Annotated in this window: 20 protein-coding genes; 8 read left to right on the top strand and 12 right to left on the bottom strand. The window is 65.8% G+C overall.

Features of this window, described 5'->3' with window-relative positions; all coding sequences use genetic code 11:
- The first annotated feature begins 74 nt into the window (after positions 1-74).
- On the top strand, positions 75-251 hold the full coding sequence (locus tag LKE06_RS23315) for a hypothetical protein (protein WP_228001491.1): 177 nt from the start codon (positions 75-77) through the stop codon (positions 249-251).
- A 149-nt stretch (positions 252-400) separates the two neighbouring features.
- Here the strand turns inward: LKE06_RS23315 and LKE06_RS23310 are convergent, their stop codons facing one another.
- Together LKE06_RS23310 and LKE06_RS23305 are read right to left on the bottom strand one after the other, a co-directional pair.
- A complete protein-coding gene (locus LKE06_RS23310; protein ID WP_228001490.1) occupies positions 401-2,140 on the bottom strand; it encodes a beta strand repeat-containing protein in 1,740 nt (579 codons plus the stop codon).
- Positions 2,141-2,309: 169 nt separating this feature from the next.
- Entirely contained in the window at positions 2,310-3,053 is a 744-nt protein-coding gene (locus tag LKE06_RS23305; protein ID WP_228001489.1) for an IPT/TIG domain-containing protein, read from the bottom strand.
- 778 nt (positions 3,054-3,831) lie between these two features.
- On the opposite strand from LKE06_RS23305, the gene LKE06_RS23300 reads away from it, so the two are divergent.
- Positions 3,832-4,086: a transposase gene (locus LKE06_RS23300; protein ID WP_308188422.1), complete on the top strand. Its 255-nt coding sequence runs from the start codon at positions 3,832-3,834 to the stop codon at positions 4,084-4,086.
- A 166-nt stretch (positions 4,087-4,252) separates the two neighbouring features.
- Here the strand turns inward: LKE06_RS23300 and LKE06_RS23295 are convergent, their stop codons facing one another.
- Genes LKE06_RS23295 through LKE06_RS23265 form a run of 6 tightly spaced genes read right to left on the bottom strand, consistent with a single transcriptional unit; the run spans position 4,253 to position 10,934 of the window.
- Positions 4,253-6,127: a phosphocholine-specific phospholipase C gene (locus LKE06_RS23295; protein WP_228001488.1), complete on the bottom strand. Its 1,875-nt coding sequence runs from the start codon at positions 6,125-6,127 to the stop codon at positions 4,253-4,255.
- A gap of 2 nt (positions 6,128-6,129) precedes the next feature.
- Positions 6,130-6,813 (bottom strand): HAD family hydrolase, encoded by a 684-nt coding sequence (locus tag LKE06_RS23290; RefSeq protein WP_228001487.1) that lies wholly within the window; start codon positions 6,811-6,813, stop codon positions 6,130-6,132.
- Positions 6,810-7,994: an ABC transporter ATP-binding protein gene (locus LKE06_RS23285; protein ID WP_228001486.1), complete on the bottom strand. Its 1,185-nt coding sequence runs from the start codon at positions 7,992-7,994 to the stop codon at positions 6,810-6,812. The genes LKE06_RS23290 and LKE06_RS23285 overlap by 4 nt, the downstream gene beginning before the upstream one ends.
- Entirely contained in the window at positions 7,991-8,824 is an 834-nt protein-coding gene (locus LKE06_RS23280) for an ABC transporter permease (RefSeq protein ID WP_255649633.1), read from the bottom strand. Before LKE06_RS23280 ends, LKE06_RS23285 begins: the two co-directional genes overlap by 4 nt.
- Positions 8,812-9,777 (bottom strand): ABC transporter permease, encoded by a 966-nt coding sequence (locus LKE06_RS23270; RefSeq protein ID WP_228001485.1) that lies wholly within the window; start codon positions 9,775-9,777, stop codon positions 8,812-8,814. Before LKE06_RS23270 ends, LKE06_RS23280 begins: the two co-directional genes overlap by 13 nt.
- Before the next feature lie 8 nt (positions 9,778-9,785).
- Positions 9,786-10,934 carry an ABC transporter substrate-binding protein gene (locus LKE06_RS23265; RefSeq protein ID WP_228001484.1) on the bottom strand — a complete coding sequence of 383 codons (1,149 nt, stop codon included), beginning with the start codon at positions 10,932-10,934 and terminating at the stop codon, positions 9,786-9,788.
- Positions 10,935-11,145: 211 nt separating this feature from the next.
- On the opposite strand from LKE06_RS23265, the gene LKE06_RS23260 reads away from it, so the two are divergent.
- Positions 11,146-11,904 (top strand): GntR family transcriptional regulator, encoded by a 759-nt coding sequence (locus tag LKE06_RS23260; RefSeq protein ID WP_228001483.1) that lies wholly within the window; start codon positions 11,146-11,148, stop codon positions 11,902-11,904.
- 52 nt (positions 11,905-11,956) lie between these two features.
- On the top strand, positions 11,957-13,135 hold the full coding sequence (locus tag LKE06_RS23255) for an alanine racemase (RefSeq protein WP_228001482.1): 1,179 nt from the start codon (positions 11,957-11,959) through the stop codon (positions 13,133-13,135).
- A gap of 205 nt (positions 13,136-13,340) precedes the next feature.
- Here the strand turns inward: LKE06_RS23255 and LKE06_RS23250 are convergent, their stop codons facing one another.
- Positions 13,341-14,060 (bottom strand): hypothetical protein, encoded by a 720-nt coding sequence (locus LKE06_RS23250; RefSeq protein WP_228001481.1) that lies wholly within the window; start codon positions 14,058-14,060, stop codon positions 13,341-13,343.
- 1,025 nt (positions 14,061-15,085) lie between these two features.
- Between LKE06_RS23250 and msrC the strand changes: the two genes are divergently transcribed.
- Positions 15,086-15,568 (top strand): free L-methionine (R)-S-oxide reductase MsrC, encoded by a 483-nt coding sequence (msrC, locus tag LKE06_RS23245; protein WP_228001480.1) that lies wholly within the window; start codon positions 15,086-15,088, stop codon positions 15,566-15,568.
- Between the two features lie 104 nt (positions 15,569-15,672).
- Here the strand turns inward: msrC and LKE06_RS23240 are convergent, their stop codons facing one another.
- On the bottom strand, positions 15,673-16,134 hold the full coding sequence (locus LKE06_RS23240; protein ID WP_228001479.1) for a cupin domain-containing protein: 462 nt from the start codon (positions 16,132-16,134) through the stop codon (positions 15,673-15,675).
- Positions 16,135-16,211: 77 nt separating this feature from the next.
- Between LKE06_RS23240 and LKE06_RS23235 the strand changes: the two genes are divergently transcribed.
- Complete coding sequence (locus tag LKE06_RS23235; RefSeq protein WP_228001478.1) at positions 16,212-16,787, top strand: TetR/AcrR family transcriptional regulator; 576 nt, start codon at positions 16,212-16,214, stop codon at positions 16,785-16,787.
- A gap of 63 nt (positions 16,788-16,850) precedes the next feature.
- Here the strand turns inward: LKE06_RS23235 and LKE06_RS23230 are convergent, their stop codons facing one another.
- Positions 16,851-18,074, bottom strand: a complete 1,224-nt coding sequence (locus LKE06_RS23230) for an SPFH domain-containing protein (protein ID WP_228001477.1) — start codon at positions 18,072-18,074, stop codon at positions 16,851-16,853.
- Positions 18,074-18,505 carry an NfeD family protein gene (locus LKE06_RS23225; RefSeq protein WP_228001476.1) on the bottom strand — a complete coding sequence of 144 codons (432 nt, stop codon included), beginning with the start codon at positions 18,503-18,505 and terminating at the stop codon, positions 18,074-18,076. The genes LKE06_RS23230 and LKE06_RS23225 overlap by 1 nt, the downstream gene beginning before the upstream one ends.
- Positions 18,506-18,615: 110 nt before the next feature.
- Between LKE06_RS23225 and LKE06_RS23220 the strand changes: the two genes are divergently transcribed.
- Both LKE06_RS23220 and LKE06_RS23215 read left to right on the top strand, forming a co-directional pair.
- The gene (locus LKE06_RS23220) at positions 18,616-19,443 is read left to right on the top strand and encodes a DUF3097 domain-containing protein (RefSeq protein WP_228001475.1); all 828 of its coding nucleotides are present in this window, start codon (positions 18,616-18,618) and stop codon (positions 19,441-19,443) included.
- A gap of 79 nt (positions 19,444-19,522) precedes the next feature.
- Positions 19,523-20,188: a class I SAM-dependent methyltransferase gene (locus tag LKE06_RS23215; RefSeq protein WP_228001474.1), complete on the top strand. Its 666-nt coding sequence runs from the start codon at positions 19,523-19,525 to the stop codon at positions 20,186-20,188.
- The last annotated feature ends 76 nt before the right edge of the window (positions 20,189-20,264 follow it).

Genomic DNA, 20,264 nt, shown 5'->3' with positions numbered 1-20,264 from the left:
TCGCTCCGCCAGCCGGACGAACGGTGCCCACTCCCCCACCTCGAACGTGGACGGCGGCGCCGGGTTGTGCCCAGGTGCTCCAGCGCGGCGGCGAGCTGAACGAGACTGGCGCCACTCGGTTTACGGCGACACTGAAGCACGATCGTCCGCTTCTGAACGAGGTGTTCTGGCTCAATTTGATTGAGGTGCTCGCCGAGATCACAGCGCCCACCCTGATCGTCCACGGGAAGGCTGACTCTTTGGTCACCTGAAATCTGGAAGAACAACCCGGACGCTACTGCCCGTTGATCCGCCATCGGAGACCGTTTGTACGTGCTGCCGAATCGCGCCTCGAACAAGTGTGTCCGGGGCACGATTCGGCAGCACTGCGACGCTGAGGCGAGTGGCCCTTGACGCCCCGTCAGATACTCGGTCCGGCGACGTAGGTGAAACCACCTGTGGCGGTGACGCTTCCGCCGCTTGTGGTGACCACGATGTCGACCGCACCAGCGGCACCCGGCGGGGTAACTGCGACAACCTGCGTGTCGGAGACGACTGTGAACGACGCCACGACACCACCGAACGTGACCGACTGAGTGGTCGTCAGACCGGTGCCGGTGAGGGTGACGCTGGTGCCGCCCACCAATGGACCGGCAGTCGGATTGACCGAGATCAGGGTAGGGACCGCGATGTAGCTGTAGAACAGCCCATTGCTGGTACCACCCACCGTAGTGACAGTGACCTGCACTGTTCCCGTCCCAGCCGGAGCCACCGCGGTAATCTGCGTAGCAGAATTCACCGTAAACGACGTCGCCGCCGTCGCACCGAACAAAACCGCAGTAGCGCCAGTGAGATTGGTGCCGATAAGAGTCACCGTGGTCCCACCAGCCAACGGGCCGGCAGTTGGACTGATCAAGATCAGAGCAGGGACCGCGATGTAATCGTAGAGGACCCCGTTACTCGTACCACCGGGCCCAACAACAGTAACCAAAACCGTACCCACCCCAGCCGGAACCACCGCAGTAATCTGCGTACCAGAATTCACCGTAAACGACGACGCCGCCACCCCACCAAACAAAACCGCAGTAACCCCCGTGAGATTAGCACCAGTAAGAACCACCGTATTCCCACCAGCCGCCGGCCCCGAAGCCGGACTAACCGAAACCAAACTAGGCACCGCAATATACGTGTAAGAAACCCCATTACTCGTACCACCCGCTGTAGAAACAGTGACCTGCACCGTTCCTGTTCCCGGCGGGGCGATAGCCGTAATCTGCGTAGCAGAATTCACCGTAAACGACGACGCCGCCACCCCACCGAACGAAACCGCAGTGGCCCCAGCAAGATTAGTACCAGTAAGAACCACCGTGGTCCCACCAGCGGCGGACCCTTGATTCGGGCTGACCGAGGTCAACGTCGGGACCGCGGAGTAGGTGTAAGAAACCCCGTTACTCGTACCACCCGCTGTAGAAACAGTGACCTGCACCGTTCCTGTTCCCGGCGGGGCGATAGCCGTAATCTGCGTAGCAGAGTTCACCGTGAACGACGTCGCCACCGCGCCGAACTTCACGTTTGTGACACCAACGAACCCGGTCCCGGTGAGGATGACCGTGGTACCTCCCGCTGCGGGCCCTTGATTGGGGCTGACCGAGGTCAACGTCGGGATCACGATATAGGTGTAGGAAACCCCGTTACTCGTACCACCCGGAGTGGTGACAGTGACCTGCACCGTTCCCGCCCCGGCCGGAGCCACAGCCGTAATCTGCGTAGCAGAGTTCACCGTAAAAGACGTCGCAGCGGTCGCACCGAACGAAACCGCAGTGGCCCCGGCGAGATTGGTACCGGTGAGAGTCACCGTGTTCCCTCCGGTGGAAGTCCCTTGATTGGGACTCACGCTGCTCAGAACAGGAACCGCCTGGTAGGTATAGGGAACCCCGTTGCTGGTACCACTCGTGGCACTCACGGTGACCTGCACCGTTCCCGTGCCCGGCGGAGCGATAGCCGTAATCTGCGTGGGCGAGTGCACCGTGAACGACGCCGCCACCGCGCCGAACTTCACGTTTGTGACGATGCTGACGAACCCCGTCCCGGTGATCGTGACGCTGGTATTCCCGGAGACGGGCCCCGAGGTCGGTGAGATCGAAGTGATGGTCGGGCTCATGCGCATGCTCCTTTGAAAGTAGGTCGGAGCCCCGGATCGACCGTGGGATAAGACCGGGGCAGGTTTGTGACGCTGCGGGGCGCCGGACCCGGGCAGGGAAACGAGTTACCTGCCCGAGACCCGGCGCGGCATCATTCGGTCACCGGGCGTCACCCGCCCGGTCGCCCGATCAGATACCCGGTCCAGCGATGTAGGTGAAACCACCGACGGAGGTGACACTTCCGCCGCTGGTGGTGACCACGATGTCGACCGCACCAGCAACCCCCGGCGGAGTAACCGCGACAACCTCCGTGTCGGAGATGACCGCGAACGGCGCCACGACACCACCGAAGGTGACGAACGCAGTGGTCGCCAGACCGGTACCGGGGAGGGTCACCGAGGTGCCGCCGGAAGCCGGGCCGGAGGCAGGCGTCGGGGTGCCGAGGGTGGGCACGTCGACGTAGGCGTAGGACAGGCCGTTGCTGGTGCCGCCCGCTGTGGTGACGCTTACGCCCACCGACCCCGCTGCCGCACCCGCGGGCACGACAACGGTCAGCACGCCGTCGTTGACCACGGTCGGTATCGCGGAGTTGGCACCGAAGGAAACCGAGGTGGCGGTGGACAGACCGGTTCCGGTGACGGTCACAGTATTGCCGCCGGCGGTGGCACCCGAGACCGGGGACAGGCCGGTCTTGAACGGCGGGCCGACGTAGAAGAACGACAGCGGGTTACTGGTCCCGCCCACGGTGGTCACGGTGACATCGACCACGCCGGCCCCGGACGGGGAAATGGTCGTGACCGACGTGGCCGTGTTGCCCGTGATGGTGGCCAGCTTGGAACCGAAGTGCACAGCGGTGGCGCCGCCGAGGTTCGTGCCGGTGATCACGACGGTCGTCCCGCCTCCGGTCGACCCTTGGTTGGGAGAGATTGGCATAGTTCTTTCTCCTTGTTGATGTAATGCGGGCATGACAAATCGAGGCCGGGCGGCCACGTGTGCCGCCGAGCGCGAAGTGGTTGTCCGGTGGAGTCCTCGGTCGATGCGTCTGCCGGTGGTAGCCGGGCCGTCAGCAGTGCGGCCGACGCCGCTGTCTTGAAGCGACGCGGTCGCCCGAGGTGCTGTTTGCCGTACAGGCATGCGGGCACGCCGCTGAAGTCGGCGTGGATGCCGCCGTCAATTGCAGCTTGCTCATTGACGATGCCGGGCGGTCGGTAATGCGATCACTATCTCCGGTGATCGAGCGGTATTTCGAGTAGCGACGTCGCAGGTTTCGCTCTGTCGGCTACCTCATGAGCGAGTCGAATCTTCTACATTGTGCCTCACAGAATTTCGCCGGAATTGAACCCGTCTCCAAAGATACGTCGCCGAAAACACTTGCGCCATAACGTATCCGAATTGCAATCACAAGTCGCGACGGAACAAACATCCAGACCAGACGGCTTTTCGTGAATTCCGACAGCATTCTTTCATGAATTTCGACGGCGTTTATCGCAAATTCCGACGGCGTTTTTCCATGAATTCCGACAGCGCTCCCGGGCCGAGTTGCTCGTGAATTACTACAACGGCATCGGAGAGGGGCCTTATATGGATTCGGGACGTCGGCTCCAGTCGCACACGATCCGAGCCACCCGATGGACCGGAAGTGGCCGGTCCCAATGAATAAGACCGATCGGTATTAGAGTCCTGTTGGCCATGACCAGGGCCGGAAGCGACGATAGCGATCATCGCTGGTCGACAGCGGCATTCCGCAGAGGAGATCGTGCGGAAGCTACGCCGCGCAGACGAGCTCGCCGCAGCAGGCAGCACCGGAGAACAGATCGCCGCGCAGCTGGGAGTGTCGACGGCGCCGCTGTACAACTGGCTCCGACAGTTCGGTGGGATCGACACCGACGCCGCGAAGGAGCTCGAGGGACCGCGCGAGCAGAACGCGCGTTTGAAGCGGCTGCTGGCCGACAATGTAAGTGGCTGACGTATCGCCAAGCGCAGCCACCACATGCCCGCCCTCGGTGTACCCGATCCGGTGCGCGGATTCGGCCGAATCCGCTGCGGCGAAACGCTTTTCCCAGTCGCTACCGGTCGGCCACGCCGACGTCACTCGCGATCTCCGCGGCGTGTCGGTCAGGCACATGACGCGGCTATCTTGTCGCCGACGCGGTGTTTGATTCGTGGACTGTCCCTGCGTAGCGCCTGGTGAACGACGTGCCGTCGTCAGCCGTGACGACGACGTCATAGCGGCCCTGCGCGGTGGGCCATCGGACGCTCACTCGTCGGTCCGGTCCGACCTCGCAGAGACGCGATTCCCCACCGAAGTCATATGGTGCGATCGCGAAAGACAGCGGTGTGGCACCGTGGTTCGCCAGCACCAGCTCGACCCACGCATCCGTCGGCCCGCTGCCGTGCAGCACCGCCCTGACATCGGGTACGGCCGCGTGGTCGGTCAGTGGCAGGGTGCCCGCGGCGTGACAGAGGAATCCGTCGGCGCCGTAGACGGTGTAGTCGTAGCGACCGGCCGTGCGGACAGTGTCCCACTCGTAGACGGCCGTGTCGTGTGGCTCGACTGTGAACGGAGTCCCGGCGAATGGCCGGTTCGTGTTCGGGAACACCGTGTAATGGAACGCCACGCTCCCCTCGTTCGTCAGCTCAGCTCGGACCCTGCCGGTGGCGCGATCCACCACGACGTCGGCCCAGGGCCGGTACTGCAACGGGCGGTGTGGACGATTCCGTGGCTCCTGGGTCGGCATGATTTGGTCGCCCGGGCCGGGGAGCGGCACCGGGGGCAGGTCCACGGCCGCGTCGGCGGCTGCCATCAGCACGTTCGTGTCCGGCAGTTCGGGGACGGAGTAGTCGGGGTTGCCGAAGTCGAAGCAGCTCGTCAGATCGCCGCAGACCGCTCGTCGCCACGCACTGATGTTGGGCTCGTGCACCCCGGTGACCAGTTCCAGGAAGCGCAGCACCGAGGTGTGGTCGAACACCTGGGAGTTCACCCAGCCGCCGCGCGACCACGGGGAGACCACCAGCAAAGGCACCCGGTTGCCGAGCCCGATCGGCTGACCATCGACGAACTCCTCGGGCGTCCCCTGCGGCGGGAAGGGCGGTACGACGTGGTCGAAGTAGCCATCGTTCTCGTCGTACATGAGGAGAAACGCGGTGTGCCGCCACACGTTTGGGTTGGCGAACAGCGATTGGAGGGCGGTGTCGACCCAGTGGGCGCCGTACGCGGGGCTGGCGTTCGGGTGCTCGCAGAACAGGTACGGCGACACGAGCCAGGACACCGTGGGCAGCGTCCCATCCTTGCAGTGTGCGTCGAAGTCCGTCAGGTCCCACCTGGTCATCGCGTTGATGTACCGGGGATCGTCCCGATCGAAGCCGTGGAACTGGGGGAAGTACTCGAGGGCGTTGTCCTCGTAGTTGCCGTCCCGCTCGTCCAGTCCGGGTGTGTGGTACACGCGCCAGGAGACGCCGGCGTCGGAGAGACGCTCGGCATACGTCGTCCAGTCGCACACCGGGCTCTCCGGTAGCGGCGTGTTGTCGATCCACGGCCCGGTCGTGCCGTCGCGGCCCGGTCCTACTGTCCCGGTCCAGAGGTAGAGCCGGTTGGGGCTGGTAGGGCCGGCCATCGAGCAGAAGTACGCGTCGCCGATCGTGAACGCGTCGGCAAGCGCGTACTGATACGGGATGTCCTCCCGGGTGAGATATCCCATGCTCTGCTCGCCCTTGGCCGAGGTCCAGCGGTTCATCGCGCCCCGGTTGATCGCATCGTGACCGCTTTCCCAGTCGTGCGGCAGACCCTCCGCGTTCTGGGCGTTGTACCGAGTGGAGTCCATTCGGTACGGCAGCAGGACACCACCCTCGCCGCGGGACAGCGCGGGCTGCCGAAAGACGCTGCCGCCGTCAGGGAAGGTCAGGGCCTGGCGGTCGTCGAACCCGCGGGCTCCGCCGAGCGTGCCGAAGTAGTGGTCGAAGCTGCGGTTCTCCTGCATCAGGATCACCACGTGGCGGATATCGTCCATGCTCAGGACCTTTCGACCGGGTGCAACATGGAGGCGAGGAAGCGGACGTCGACCCACTCGAGCGAGTCCAGGATCGTTCGGCCCGGCGCTGGGGGGACCATGACGGAGGGAACCACCAGTACGGTGCACCCCGCGGCCTCGGCCGCCGCCGCACCCACCGGCGTGTCTTCGACCGCGACGCACGCATGCGGGTCTACATCGAGGGCTGCGGCGGCCGCCAGGTAGGGGTCCGGTGCGGGCTTGGACCGGACCGTGTCCTCGACAGCGATCGTCGTTGCGAATCGCTGCGCGCCCAGCCTCTCGCGCACCAGGTCGACGACACGTCGAGGCGACGCCGACACGATCGCTGTGGGGATCCGCGCCCCGACCAGTTCGTCGAGCAGTGCCAGCACTCCGGGTCGCGGAACGACGTCGTCGGCGACGAGCGCGACGAATGTCTCGTCGAGCTCGCGGGCAAGCACATCCTGGTCGGGCGCTTCCGACCCGAGTGCCCGGCACAGATGGGCCGCGGTGTGACCGGAGGGTCGACCCAGGACAGCCGGCGCATCGGCTGACGACAAGGGACGTCCGATCCGTGCGGCGACCTGCTCGACGGCGTCCCACCAGAGTCGCTCGGTGTCGACGAGCGTCCCGTCCATGTCGAAGAGGACGGCTGCCGGGGCTCCGGGGCGGGTGTCATGACTCATCGGACGCGCCTCCAGGATCGGCGAGTGGTCGAAATTGATTGCTGCACTTCGCTTCTCACCGGTTCCACGGCTTTGCGTGGGCGATCCACGAGCACCGGACGCTCCGGCAACGAGAGGGTCACGGCAGTGCCCGCGCCGAGCGCGGTGGCCACGGCGGTAGACACGTCCGCGATCGCCTCGCGTCCGTCCAGCAGCTGCACCGTCAGACGAGTGCTGGCGCCGCGGAACGTCGCGGCGGCGATGCGGGACGTTCCATCGTCGGCCGCCGTGACGCCGAGGGCCTCTGGGCGCACGAGCACGTCGACGTCGCGGACGTCACTTCCGGACGGTGCGGCCCCCGGAAGCTCCCCATGGACCGGCAGATCGCGGCCGAGGACGTGCACGGTGCGCCCGCCCGCCGCGAGTTGCCCGGGTATCCGGCTCATGACCCCGACGAACTCAGCGACGAACGCCGTCGCAGGACGCTGGTAGAGCTCGGCCGGAAGTGCACACTGCTCCATCTGCCCAGACCGCATGACAGCGACCCGGTCGGCCATGGTGAGGGCCTCCTCCTGGTCGTGGGTCACAAACAGCGTCGTGATGCCCAACTGCTGTTGCAGTCGGCGGATTTCTTCCCGGAGGTTCTGTCGCACCTGCGCATCGAGTGCCGACAGCGGCTCGTCCAGCAGCAGGACCCGCGGACGCAGTGCGAGGGCACGCGCCAACGCGATCCGCTGCTGCTGGCCACCGGAGAGCTGGCTCGGGTACCGCTCGGAGTGCTGCGACAGCCCGACGAGCTCCAGGAGTTCCAGCGCGCGGGCGCGCCGGGCGTGCTTACGCGTCCCCCGCATCCGCAGACCGAATGCGACGTTGTCGACGGCGTTCAGATGAGGGAAGAGGCTGTAGGACTGGAACACCATGCCCGCATCGCGCCGGTTCGCCGGCACCCGCGTGATGTCCTCGCCATCCATGAGCACCATGCCCGCGTCGGGTCGTTCGAAGCCGGCAACGGTCCGCAGCGCGGTTGTTTTGCCGCATCCGGACGGGCCGAGCAGGGCCAGCAGTTCACCTGGGCGGATCTCCAGGTCCAGCCCGTCCAGTGCCGTGGTGGAACCGAATATTCGGCGCAGTCCGCGGAACTCTACGGTGGAACCGGTACCCGCGGTGCGGTCGGCCATCCGATCGGTCAGAAACTCGGTCATGAGGCCTCCCTGAGGCGTCGAGTGCGGCCCGCCGCGGCGACCATCATGAGCAGAGCCCAGGTGCCGACCAGACCGACAATTGATACAGCCACCGACATCTGTGCCTGGGAACCGCTGATCACGACGGTCCACACCGCGAACGGCTGGTATCCGAGGAGTGCGGCGACGGCGTATTCGCCGAGGACGAGCGCGAGAGTCAGGAAGGCTGCGTTGAGAAGGGCGCCACGCAGATTCGGCAGCACTACGTGGATGAGGGTGCGCGGCCATGAGGACCCGCACGACCGCGCGGCTTCGACGATGACCCGCAGGTCGAGCGCCGACAGGCCGGCTTCGAGCGTGCTGTAGGCGAGCGGCAGGGCCATCACCGCGTAGGCGAGCACCAGGATCACGGGAAACTCGGGGTCCTGCAACGCAATCAGACCGTCGAACAGCGGCGTGCCGTAATAGCGGTCCGCGCCCCACCGCAGCAGCGTGGTGATACCTGCGCCCAGAGCGACAGCCGGAACGACCAACGGCAGCAGGCACACAACCTGTAGGACCGTACGTAGACGAGGTGCGGCGAGCCGCACGGCCAGCAGCGCCGGTACCAGTAAACCGAGTACGACGGCGATCGTCGCCACGGCCACTTTCAGCGTCAACACGAGGCTGCCTGCCAGGCCCTCCGCACCGCCGATACCGGTGTATGCATCGAGACTGACCTGCTGACGGGGCGATCCGATGCCCACACTGAAGGCGAACGCGCACGCGATCGGAACGAGGAAGTAGAGGCCGGCGAGCAGAAGTACGACCCAGCGACCGTAGCCGGGCCTGGTCGTCGTCAGGCCAGCCATCGGGCGCTCCTTCGCTGCAGCGGTAGGTAGATAGCCATGACGATCGCCGCGACCAGCACCATGTCCAGGCCGAGGGCGAGGGCAATATTGCCCTGCCCCACGAGCACATCACCGGACAAGCCCGCGGCGATCTGAACGGTGACCAGTTGCACGGTGCTCCCGGCAATCGCCGCGGCAGTGGCGTAGGCGCTGAAGGCCGTCCCGAACAGCAGGACGAATCCGCCGAGCAGCGAAGGCAGCAGGATCGGTAACGCCACGTGCCGCCAGTACTGCACCACACTCGCGCGATTGTTCGCGGCCGCCTCGCGCCACTGCTGGCGCAGACCTGCCAGTGCCGGGGTGAGGGTCAAGACCATCATCGGGATGAGGAAGTAGAGGTAGACGACGGTCAGTCCCCGGGAGTCGTAGAGACTCCATCCGAGCTCGTCGAGGTGGAAGGCGCTGGTCAGGACGCCCGCGTTGCCTAGGGTCGCCACGAACGCGAAGGCCAAGGGGACTCCGCCGAAGTTCGCCAGGACGCCGGCCGCCGCCAAGACCGCCTCGCGGAGTGCCCGGAACCGCGAGGTCACGATTGCGTGAGCGATCGGCAGGCCGACGACCGCCCCGATCGCGGCGGCGATCGCCGAGAGCCGGATGCTGCCGATCAAGCTTGACAGGTAGGGGTCCTGCATCGTCGCGCTCACGTTGGCCGTGGTCAGCCCGCCCTCGACGGAACTCGTCGAGGGCGTGGTGAACGCGCCGATCACCATCGTCGCGACGGGCAGGCCCAACGCGACCGCCGCGAACAGAAGCAGCGGAAGGACGCCGAGCCAGCCCCCCGCCGCGACCCGGTAGCCGCGACGACGAGGGGCGCGACGACGAGGGGCGCGACGACGAGGGGCGCGACGACGAGGGGCTGCAAGGGTGTCATCGGCGGTGCCGGGCGGCATGATGCGACTACCGGCCGCAGTCATCTGGACACTCATTTGGCGAGCACGCCGCCCCAGCCGCGGCCGACTACTTCCTTGGCCTTCGTCGACTGCTCCTCGGCCGGGAAGACCGGGGCGACAGCGTCGACCGCCGGCAGCCGGGCCGCGGCAGTGGCGTCGAGCGTCCCCGCCTTCTCCATCGCGGGCATGAGAGCCGGACGGGCGTAGCCCTTCAACCAGAGGTTTTGGCCCTCGGGGCTGTAGAGGAACTCCTGCCAGAGCCGCGCCGCAGCCGGGTGCGGCGCCCACTTCACGATTGCCTGCGAGTAGAACTGGGCGAACAAGCCGTCGGCCGGGATGGCGACCTGCCAATCGACCCCCTTGTCGCGCAACGAGTCGTTGTAGCCGGCGTTGAGGTAGTCCCAGTTGATGCTGATGGGGGTCTCGCCCTTCTGGATGGTTGCGGGCGTCGACTCGACCGGGTTGAAGTTGCCGACCGCACTGAGCTTGGCGAAGTAGTCCAGACCCGGCTGGATGTTGTCGAAGGAGCCGCCGTTGGCGAGAGCGGCCGCGTAGACGGCGGCGAACGCGGAGCCGGACTGCGTGGGGTTGCCGGTCAGCGCGACCATGCCCTTGTACTGCGGGTCGAGCAGATCGGCAAAAGTCTTCGGGCACTTCACAACCCGAGCGTTACAGCCGATCGAGACGTAGCCGCCCATGTCGTTGTACCAGCGCGCGGCGCCGTCCTTCTGCGCCTCGGGGATGTCGTCGAACGCCTGCACTCGGTACGGCGCCAGCAGGCCCTGCTCAGCAGCGCTGATTCCGAAGGTGTGGCCCACGTCGAGGACATCCGGCGATCGGTCCTGTCCCTTGCGCGATGTCGCGGCGTTGATCTCGTCCTGACTGGACGCGTCCGGATTCTCCACCTCGACGTCGACTCCGTACTTCGCCTCGAAGGTGTCGATGATCTCGCCGTAGTTGGCCCAGTCACGAGGGAGGGCGATGGCGTTCAGCTTGCCCTCCTGCTTGGCGGCGGCAATGAGGCCGTCCATACCTCCGAAGTCCGCGACCGAGGTGGCGGTCGAGGCCTTGCCGGTGTCAATGTCTGCCTTCGTGCTGGTCAGTCCGCAACCCGCGAGGGTCGACAGGGCGATCGCCAGCGAACAAGCAAGGCTCGCCTGGCGAAGGTTGTGCACTCGCATGGTGTCTCCCTGTTGATCAATGTTGGCTATACAACTTGCATCATTTCGCCAGAGCGATGTGGCCAAGAGGTGAACGATTCGCAATCGAGCCATGACGATTGATCGGACACGAACCATCACGTCCTCACAGGGGGACGCCTGTGACCAGTGGGAAAATTTGTGAGAGCTACGATCGGATCAAAGGTGACCGGGTGCCGGAAGGAGACGAACATTGGCCGAGTCGGGGGGCAAACGTCCACGCGCCGAATACCGAAGGTTGGCAGCCGAGTTGCGAGAGGCGATCACATCGGGAGAGTTCGGTTCCGGGGACCGGCTACCCAGCGAGGAGAGCCTCGCCGGACAGTACGGAGTCTCCCGCGGCACAGTCCGCCAGGCCCTCGCGGTACTGCGCGCGAACGGATTGGTCACCTCGCGGCGTGGCACGCGCCGAGTCATTCTCGGCACGGCGCGTACGCAGAGCTTCTTCGAGTTACTCAGCTTCACCGGCTGGGCGCGCTCGATCGGCGAGGATCCCGGAAGCCGAACGGTCGAAATGGAGCACCGGGCGGCTACGTCACTCGAGTGCGAGCTACTCCAGCTCGCACCGGGATCACACATCTACCGGGTGGTACGCCTACGGACCCTCTCGCGCGTTCCTGTCATGCTCGAGCGCGCCATCTACCCCGAGCAGATCGGACAGCTGATTGCCGCCCTGCCGACGGATGCCCCCTCGCACGCGTACCCTCTGCTCGGCGAGGGTGTGGTGTTCGCCGATGCCGATCACACCATCGACCTCGTCGACGCAGACGCGGACGACGCCCGTCTGCTGGGTTGTGGGGAAGGCTCGCCCCTGCTCCGCGAGCGCCGGCGCGTCACCGACCCCGCCAGCACCCCTTTGCTGTGGTCCGACGACCGTTTCCTTCCCGGCACGGTCTCGTTCAACGTGCACAACTCGATGGCTACAACGGCCCTGTCACGTCGTCGTGGCTAGCCCCAGGTGGGCGGCCACGTTTCCTGCCCAAACCGGATCCGGAGGCTTCCTTGTGACCGATTTCGACGACGCCCACGACGCCACCACGCAGGTCGGGCACGCCGGGCCATCCCTGCCGGAGCTGCGGCTCAGCCTCGCGTCGGTCGAGCACAACGTCGAACTCATGGCGGCGTGGTGCCGCGACCGCGGCGTCGAGTTGTGCCCACACATCAAGACGACGATGACACGCCCCATCGTCGAGAGGCAGCTGCGCGCGGGTGCATGGGGTGTCACGGTCGCCACCGTTCGCCAAGCATCCGTTGCCCTCGAATGGGGGACGCGGCGCATCCTCATCGCAAACCAGGTGATCCATCGTCCCGACCTCGAGACGCTGCGTAGGTGGCTGGACGCCCACCGCACACTCGAGCTCTACCTGCTGGTGGACTCGACGGTTGGCCTGAGTCTGGCAGCGTCGGCCATGCGGGGCGCCGCCAATCCCCTGAAGGTCCTCATCGACGTCGGGGCCCCGGGCGGACGAAGCGGCGTCCGGGAGGCCGCAGCGGCACTGAGCCTCGCCCGGGAGTGCGAGAACAAGCCAGGAATCGTTCTCGCGGGCGTCGCAGGTTACGAGGGTGTCCGACCCAACCGACGCGACGCGGACATCATCGCCCAGGTCGATGAGCATTGCCGGGAGACGGTGGCGGCCTTCCGCGCCGTAGCACCATGGATCCAGGCCGAACAGCCCGTGTTCAGCATGGGTGGCTCAGCCTTCCCGGACCGGGTCATCGCCGCCATCGCGGAGCTACCGGACTGCGTCGGTCGAACCGGCAGGACCCCAGTTCGTGTCCTGCGATCAGGTTGCTACGTGACGCACGACCACGGTACATACGCGGAGACGTCGCCGGTTCCGGGTCTGCGCCCAGCACTGACGGTCCGAGCTGTGGTCCTGTCCGCGCCAGAGCCGGGGCGGATCGTGGTCGGCGCCGGAAAGCGCGAGCTGCCCTACGACGCGGGCCTGCCGGTCCTGCTGTCTGCCACCGATGCCCAAGGAATCCCCCGCAGGGCGGCGAAGGCGACAGCAACCCAGATCTACGACCACCACCTCGTCCTCACCGAGTCCGAGGGGCTGGATGTCGGTGACCTCGTAGATCTCGGCATCTCCCACCCATGTTCAGCCTTCGACCGCTGGCCCGACATCACAGTGTTCGAGGACGGCCGTGTGAAAGCGGTGTGGCACCCGCAGTTCCGCTGAGCCGGGAGCGGTCGATCTTGGCTCGTTGCGCCTGCTCTTCGACCGGCGCCGATTACCGCGACCGAACGTGTGGAGCGGGAAACGGAATTCTGCGAAGTCATTCCAGAATCTTCCGGCCGATCCGTAGACCTATGCGGTATTGCGATCACCGAGAATCAGTGGGGTGACGCGGAATTCCGGGATTCCGCCGCGACGAACGACGGCATTACCGAGACATGGATTCCCGTTCGGAAGACGGCTTGGCCGAATCGATGGGCACGGCATGCGCCATTTTCACCAGCACTCCGTGCAGCATTTTCGCCAGCTGTCCCGCCTTCGCCCTACGCAATTCGACCTCGGTGAATCCGTCGACCAGTGCGGCGCCGGGGTCGAGCAGAGCGTGTTCGAAACTTCCTCCGCCACGCAGACTCTCGGCGATCAATACTCGCTGCGCCTCTTGACGCGCGCGGAAGTTGCCAGCGGCGTCCAGTGCTCGGCCGAATTCGCGAACGATCATCACGTACACCGGCCGGTCGGCATAGGGGTGCCTATTGCGCCGTCTCCAGGCCATCGGCCTTGCCGGGCCCGGTGGTGGGTCCGAGTTCGTGATCGCGGCGCGGTCGAGGACCAGCCACGGTGCCGGTGGCCCTGGTTGTCCTTGCCGCGCCGCGCCGGTCAGCGACCGGCCGGGTGCCGCACCATCACGCGACTCGGCGATCTCGATGCCGCGCAACGGAATCGAGTATTTCGCCAGCAGGTCATCGACGGCCCCGGCGATCTCGCGGACAGTATCTTCGTCGACGCCCGCTGTGTCGAAACCGATGATCTCGAGATCATGCTTGGCCGCCATCTCGTGCGCGATCCGCATGATTTCGGTGCCGGACTGCGGTCGAGCGGCGATCGGTCGAGCGGCCGCGGCCGGAGGCATCGTGAGTGGAGCAGCCACGGTCGACTCGGACGCTGTTTCATCACCCGGCAAATGACCACCCGACCGAGGACCACCCGCCGAAGGATCAGCAACCCGAGGACCACCGGTCGTAGGACCACCCGCCCGAGGACCGGACTCTGTGGAACCACCCGCGGTAGGAGCACTCGCCGTAGGACCGAATGCTGTGGAACCGCCCACCGGCGGGCCAGCTCCCACCGACTCGAACGCTGTTGGTCCACAACCTGTTCGACCAGTCGACGTCGGCGTGGATGCGGTCGGACCGGCCATTGTCGACCGGCGATGCATCGGCGCACTTCTGATGGTTGGCACGGTGCTCTGCGGGCGAAGAACATGCACTCTGGGTTGCGCTTCGGGCACCGGCGCATTCGTCGCGGCCGCGCGTCTCGACCATGGCGTGGACGGCGGCTTTCGTGACCACGGCGTTCGGATCGGATTTCGGTCGACGGCCGTGGTGCGTCCGGTCCGATGGTTCGCGACACCGGGATTTCTGCTCGTGACCGATGGCCCGGCCGAGACCTGAGCAGCGGCGGTATCAGAATCGGCCTGGCAAACGTCCATGCCACTGCCGGAGCGCGCCTGCGCGGCCGCGATGGCGGCCTTCAATTCGATGACGGTATGCGATGCCTCCGCGATGAGACGCTCCAGCGTCGAAACCAACGCGTGTAGTTCGCTTGAATCGTCCGGCAACGACTGACTCACCGATGTCTCCTGCGTGTCATCGCGGTGGCCGGGTTTGCCGAGTCCGCCTGCGTGCACCGGCATCACGTTCTCACGGTGGTGCGTCGGCTGATTGTCACCCAACCGGCGCGACTGGACTCCGGTCGGCGCCTCCCAATGGCGGGAAGGTCCCACAATATGGGGTCGGTGGTGACGCGTGCACGATCGAACAGCCAGCTACTTCAGGGCCATGCTCGTCGAGCCACATTTGGATCATCGAGAATCAATTGGGTGACATGCCATTTCAATGGCCGATCGAATACCGCCGCACGCGGTTTCCATCGGTGCGGCTCTAGAATTCGCTCATGTCTTTCACCGTTCCCGATCTCACCGGCGACCGGCCCGCGCAGTATCGCGAACTCGTCGCGCAATCCGAAGCGCTGGTAGCGGGCGAGACCGACCGGGTGGCCAATGCCGCCAACCTCGCGGCGCTGGTCTTCCACGCGCTGCCGGATCTGAACTGGGTCGGATTCTATTTCTATGACGGCCGAGAATTGGTCGTCGGCCCATTCCAGGGCAAACCGGCGTGCATCCGTATCGCGCTGGGAAAAGGTGTCTGCGGAACCGCCGCCGACTCACGCAAGACGCAATTAGTCCCCGATGTCCATGCATTCGACGGTCATATTGCCTGCGATGGCGATACCCGTTCGGAAATCGTGGTACCTCTGGTGCGCGACGGCGAACTCATCGGCGTCTTCGATCTCGACAGTCCCCGGCCGGACCGCTTCGACGCCATCGATCAGTACGGCCTGGAAGCTGTCGCGCGGGTCTTTCTGGCCACGCACTGAGCCCTGATGACCGATGTGATGGACCTCGCCGGATCAACGTGAATGCGCTGGCCGACATCGCGGACCACGGCGTCGAATCCGGCCGCCTTCAGCCAGCCGACCAATCACCCTTCCTCGTACCGAATGTCGTACGAGGCGGCGATCGGATTGATCTTCACCGGATCCAGGACTCCGTCGGTGAGAACAGCGGGCCCGGCTTCGAAAAGGTCCTCCAGGTAGTGCTCCCAGCCGCCGGGCGAGGAGATCTGCAGGACCCGAGGCGGTGGCGTCGAGACGCAGCGCAGCGCGTGTGGGATGCCGCGCGGCAACAGCGCGAAGGTCCCTTTCCCCGCCGTGTAGTCGCGGTCGTCGAAATCGATCCCGAGTTCGCCTTCCAGAACGTAAATGCCCTCGTCGGCGGCGTGATGGGTATGGCGCGGAATGTCCCTGGCGACAACCACTTCGAGTAAGGAGAAACGTCCATCGGTATCGGCGGTCATCGCCTTGACCGCGAACGCGGGCGGCATCGGCACCCGCCCCGGGCGCATCTCGCCGGGCCCCAGCAGGATGAATCGGTTTTCTGACATGGGAATCTGCTCTCCCTCATGAAATACTGGAATCGGAATCCGCTTCCGGTTTCCATTAACTCGGAGGAGCACACCCGTTGTCAACCCCCTCGACGCCCGAGCGAAAATCACGTACGGACGCGCAGCGCAACCGATTACGGGTATTGGAGACCGCGCGCGCGATGTTCGCCGAACGCGGCGACGAGGTGCAGATGCCCGAACTGGCCCGAGCGGCGGGCGTGGGCGTCGGCACCGTGTATCGCCACTTCCCCACCCGCGGAGATCTCATCGAAGCCGCGGCCGAGCACCGCTTCGCCGAACTCGCGGAATACGCACGCACCGAATGCCGCGCCCAACCCGAAACCGGCCGCGCGGTCGAGCTCTACCTGACCCGCGTCGGCGAGATGCTGGCCGGTGACCGCGGCCTGTCCTCGGCCATCGAGACCGCGCGCGGGAGCTCGGAAACCGAACCGCGTGGTGCGGCGCGGACCGAGCTCGAAGCCGAGGTGCGCGAATTGCTGAGCGCCGATCAGGCCGCCGGTACGCTCCGCAACGACGTCACCGTCGCGGACGTCTACATGCTCGTCGGGGCGCTGTCGGCGACCATCCGCACCGGCAGCGGCGACTGGCGCCGACTACTCGTTCTCACCATGAACGGACTACGCACGCGGTGAATCCACCACTGCGACAAAGCGAACCGCCCCGGAGTTCGGAAACTCCCGGGCGGTTCGGCGCGACTACTGCGAGTAGCTGCCCGGCGGCTGCCAGGGGCGACCGTGCGGATCGTCGGGGCCCTGCTGGGCCGGTGGTTTGTGGGTAGGAACCACCGGCGGGGCGGGAGAACGGGTCGAAATCGGGGGCGTCAAACCCTCGATCGACGTGCGGGCATCGGCTTCCGCTGCGCGGACGGCCTTTTCGATGGCCGGATCGCGGGCGGTATCGAACCAGCCCGCCACGTCGGAATCGTCCTCCGGCTTGATCGGGGTCTCGTCGACCGGCGCGGGCTCATAACGGAATACGCCGTCCTCACCCTTGGTAGCGAAGTTCTGTGCGAAGCCCTCTAGTGCCTTACCGAAATCGCTCGGCACCAGCCACACCTTGTTCGCGTCGCCGCGCGCGACCAGCGGCAAGGTCTGCATGTATTGGTAGGCAAGCAATTCCGGTGTCGGCTTGCCGGATTTGATTGCGGCGAAGACCTTTTCGATCGCCTTGGCCTGCCCCTGTGCCTGTAGGTAGGACGCGGCGCGCTCACCCTGAGCACGCAAGATACGGCTCTGACGTTCACCCTCGGCCGACAGAATCGCGGACTGCTTGGCACCCTCCGCGGACAGAATCTGCGCCTGCTTCGACCCCTCGGCAGTCTTGATCTGCGACTCCCGCGTACCTTCCGCGGTCAGGATCATCGCGCGCTTCTCGCGATCGGCCTTCATCTGCTTTTCCATCGACTCCTGAATCGACGGCGGCGGATCGATGCTCTTGAGCTCGACCCGCGCCACCCGCAGACCCCAGCGGCCGGTGGCCTCGTCCAGCACACCGCGCAACTGGCCGTTGATCTGATCGCGGGAGGTCAGCGTCTGCTCGAGCGTCATACCGCCGACCACGTTGCGCAATGTGGTCACGGTCAACTGCTCGACCGCGGCGATGTAATTGCTGATCTCGTAGACAGCTGCCTGCGGACTGGTCACCTGGAAGTACACGACGGTGTCGATGTGCAGTGTCAGGTTGTCCTCAGTGATCACCGGCTGGGGTGGGAAGGACACCACCCGCTCGCGCAGATCAACCTTCGCTCTGATCCGATCGGCGAACGGCACCAGAAACGTCAGCTGACCGGACACGGTGCGCGAATACCGCCCCAGCCGCTCGATAACCGCCGCCTCGGCCTGCGGCACCAGGGCGATGGACTTGAAGACCACCACCGCGACCAACAGCACGAGGACGGCGGCAACGATCAGTACAGCCATTACGGCCCCTTCCAGACGACGGCGGTGGCGCCATCGATCTTCATCACGTACACCTTGGTCCCCTCCGGATATTCTTCGGTCGGATCCAACGGGCGCGCGGTCCACTCCTCGCCACCCAATTTCACGAGTCCGCTGTGCTCGCCGACCGTTTCGAGCACCAGCGCGGGCTTGCCGCTCAACGCGTCCACATTCGTCGGCGTCAGCGGCGGTTTCCCGAAGTGCCGCAAGAGAACCGGCCGCACTCCCAGCAACAACACGACCGATACCACCGCGAAAATAACCGCGTCCCCGACCACTGATGTGTCTGCCGCGAAGCTGATTCCGGCGGTGATGAGCGCCCCGCCACCCAACATCAGCAGAGTGAGATCCCCGGTGAGCATTTCCGCCGCCGCGAGCAGGAGCCCCGCGACCAGCCAAACAATTGCGGCCACTATTCCACTCTAGTGGCATGGCCCACATCTCGGGGGGAAGGAAGCAGGTTACCCGCCGCGCCGGGCACACATCGCGCACAAGCGAACGCGGGCACGGTAGCTTCGGGCAGGTGAGTTCGCGTGACATATATGGCGGCAACATCTTCTCCGGGCACTCGCGCAAGCAGAAGCAGGCGGTGCCGCAAGTGACCGCGGAGCGTGACCTGGTCGTGGAGGATGCCGCGACCGGGTTCTGCGGCGCCGTAGTCGGATTCGACCGCAGCTACGACGGCGAGTTCGTGAAGCTGGAGGACGGGCGCGGTGCCGTGCGACTGTTCGCGATGCGCGAGGCCGCGTTCCTCATCGATGGCAGGCCGGTCACGCTGGTCCGGCCGAACGCGTCGGCCCCCAAGAAGCCGACACGTTCGGCATCCGGTTCCACCCGGGTCGAGGGTTTGCGCGCCCGCGTCGCCAGGACCAGCCGTATCTGGGTGGAGGGCGTGCACGACGCCGCGCTCGTCGAACGGGTCTGGGGCCACGACCTGCGGGTCGAGGGCGTTGTCGTCGAGCATCTGGAAGGTCTGGACAATCTCGGCGAGCGCTTGACCGAGTTCGACCCGGGCCCCGGTCGCCGCGTCGGCGTTCTCGTCGACCATCTGGTCACCGGCTCGAAAGAATCCCACCTGACCACCGGGCTCGGGCCGCACGTTCTGGTCACCGGCCACCCCTACATCGACGTCTGGCAGGCAGTTCGCCCGGCCACCGTCGGCATCGAGGCGTGGCCCGATGTGCCGCGCGGCGAGGACTGGAAAACCGGCATCTGCCGGCGCCTGAACTGGGGCACCCCGCAGGAAGGCTGGCGGCGGGTCTACAACGCCGTCGAATCCTTCCGAGACCTGGAGCCACCGCTGATCGGTGCCGTCGAGCGGCTCATCGACTTCGTTACCGAACCCGAATAGACCCGCAGCCGAGTGGTCATCGGCCACCGCGCCCGGAGGTCGATGGGACCGATCGGGCGCCTTCTGCAAGACTCGACGGGTGACCAATCCTCGTGACGCGGACGCAACCCGGTTTGCTACGGCCTCGCTAGCCGATGGCGATCCGACCGGATGGTTCGAGCCGCTCTACGCCGCCGCAGAAGCGGGCTCCGCAGTAGTCCCGTGGGATACCGACTCGCCCAATCCCCTCCTGGTGGACTGGACCGAACGGCATGAGCCCGCCGGTGTCGGCGGACGCGCACTCGTAGTCGGCAGCGGACTCGGACGCGACTCGGAACACGTTGCGCGACAGGGATTTCGCACGATCGCCTTCGATATCTCCGAAACCGCCGTCCGCACCACTCGGGAGCGCTTCCCGAACTCACCGGTGGATTATGTGGTGGCCGATCTACTCGACCCGCCCGCCGAATGGACCGGTGCGTTCGACCTTGTGGTGGAGTCGATCACGGTGCAGTCCATGCCATTGTCCGTGCGCACCACCGCGATCGCGAATATCGCGCGAATGGTGGCGCCCGACGGTGAGCTGCTGGTGATCTCGGGCATCCGAGTCGAGGGCGAGCACGTTGCTGGGCCACCGTGGCCGCTGACCCGTGCGGAAGTCGAGGCATTCGCTCTCGACGGGCTGGTCGCGACCCGTATCGAGAAGGTATCGCTGCCGACCAGGCCGGACGCCTACTGGTGGCGCGCGTGGTTCCGGCGGCGCTGACGTCCTCGATGCGCGCAGCTCACCGGGGTATCCGGCATGGATGCCCCCGAGCAGCGCCCACCCTTTATGCTCGATG

It is taken from the genome of Nocardia australiensis (genome assembly GCF_020733705.1).
In the GTDB taxonomy this organism is placed as follows: domain Bacteria; phylum Actinomycetota; class Actinomycetes; order Mycobacteriales; family Mycobacteriaceae; genus Nocardia; species Nocardia australiensis.
Note: the sequence above shows the minus strand (reverse complement) of the source record. Positions and strands in the feature narration are given on the sequence as shown.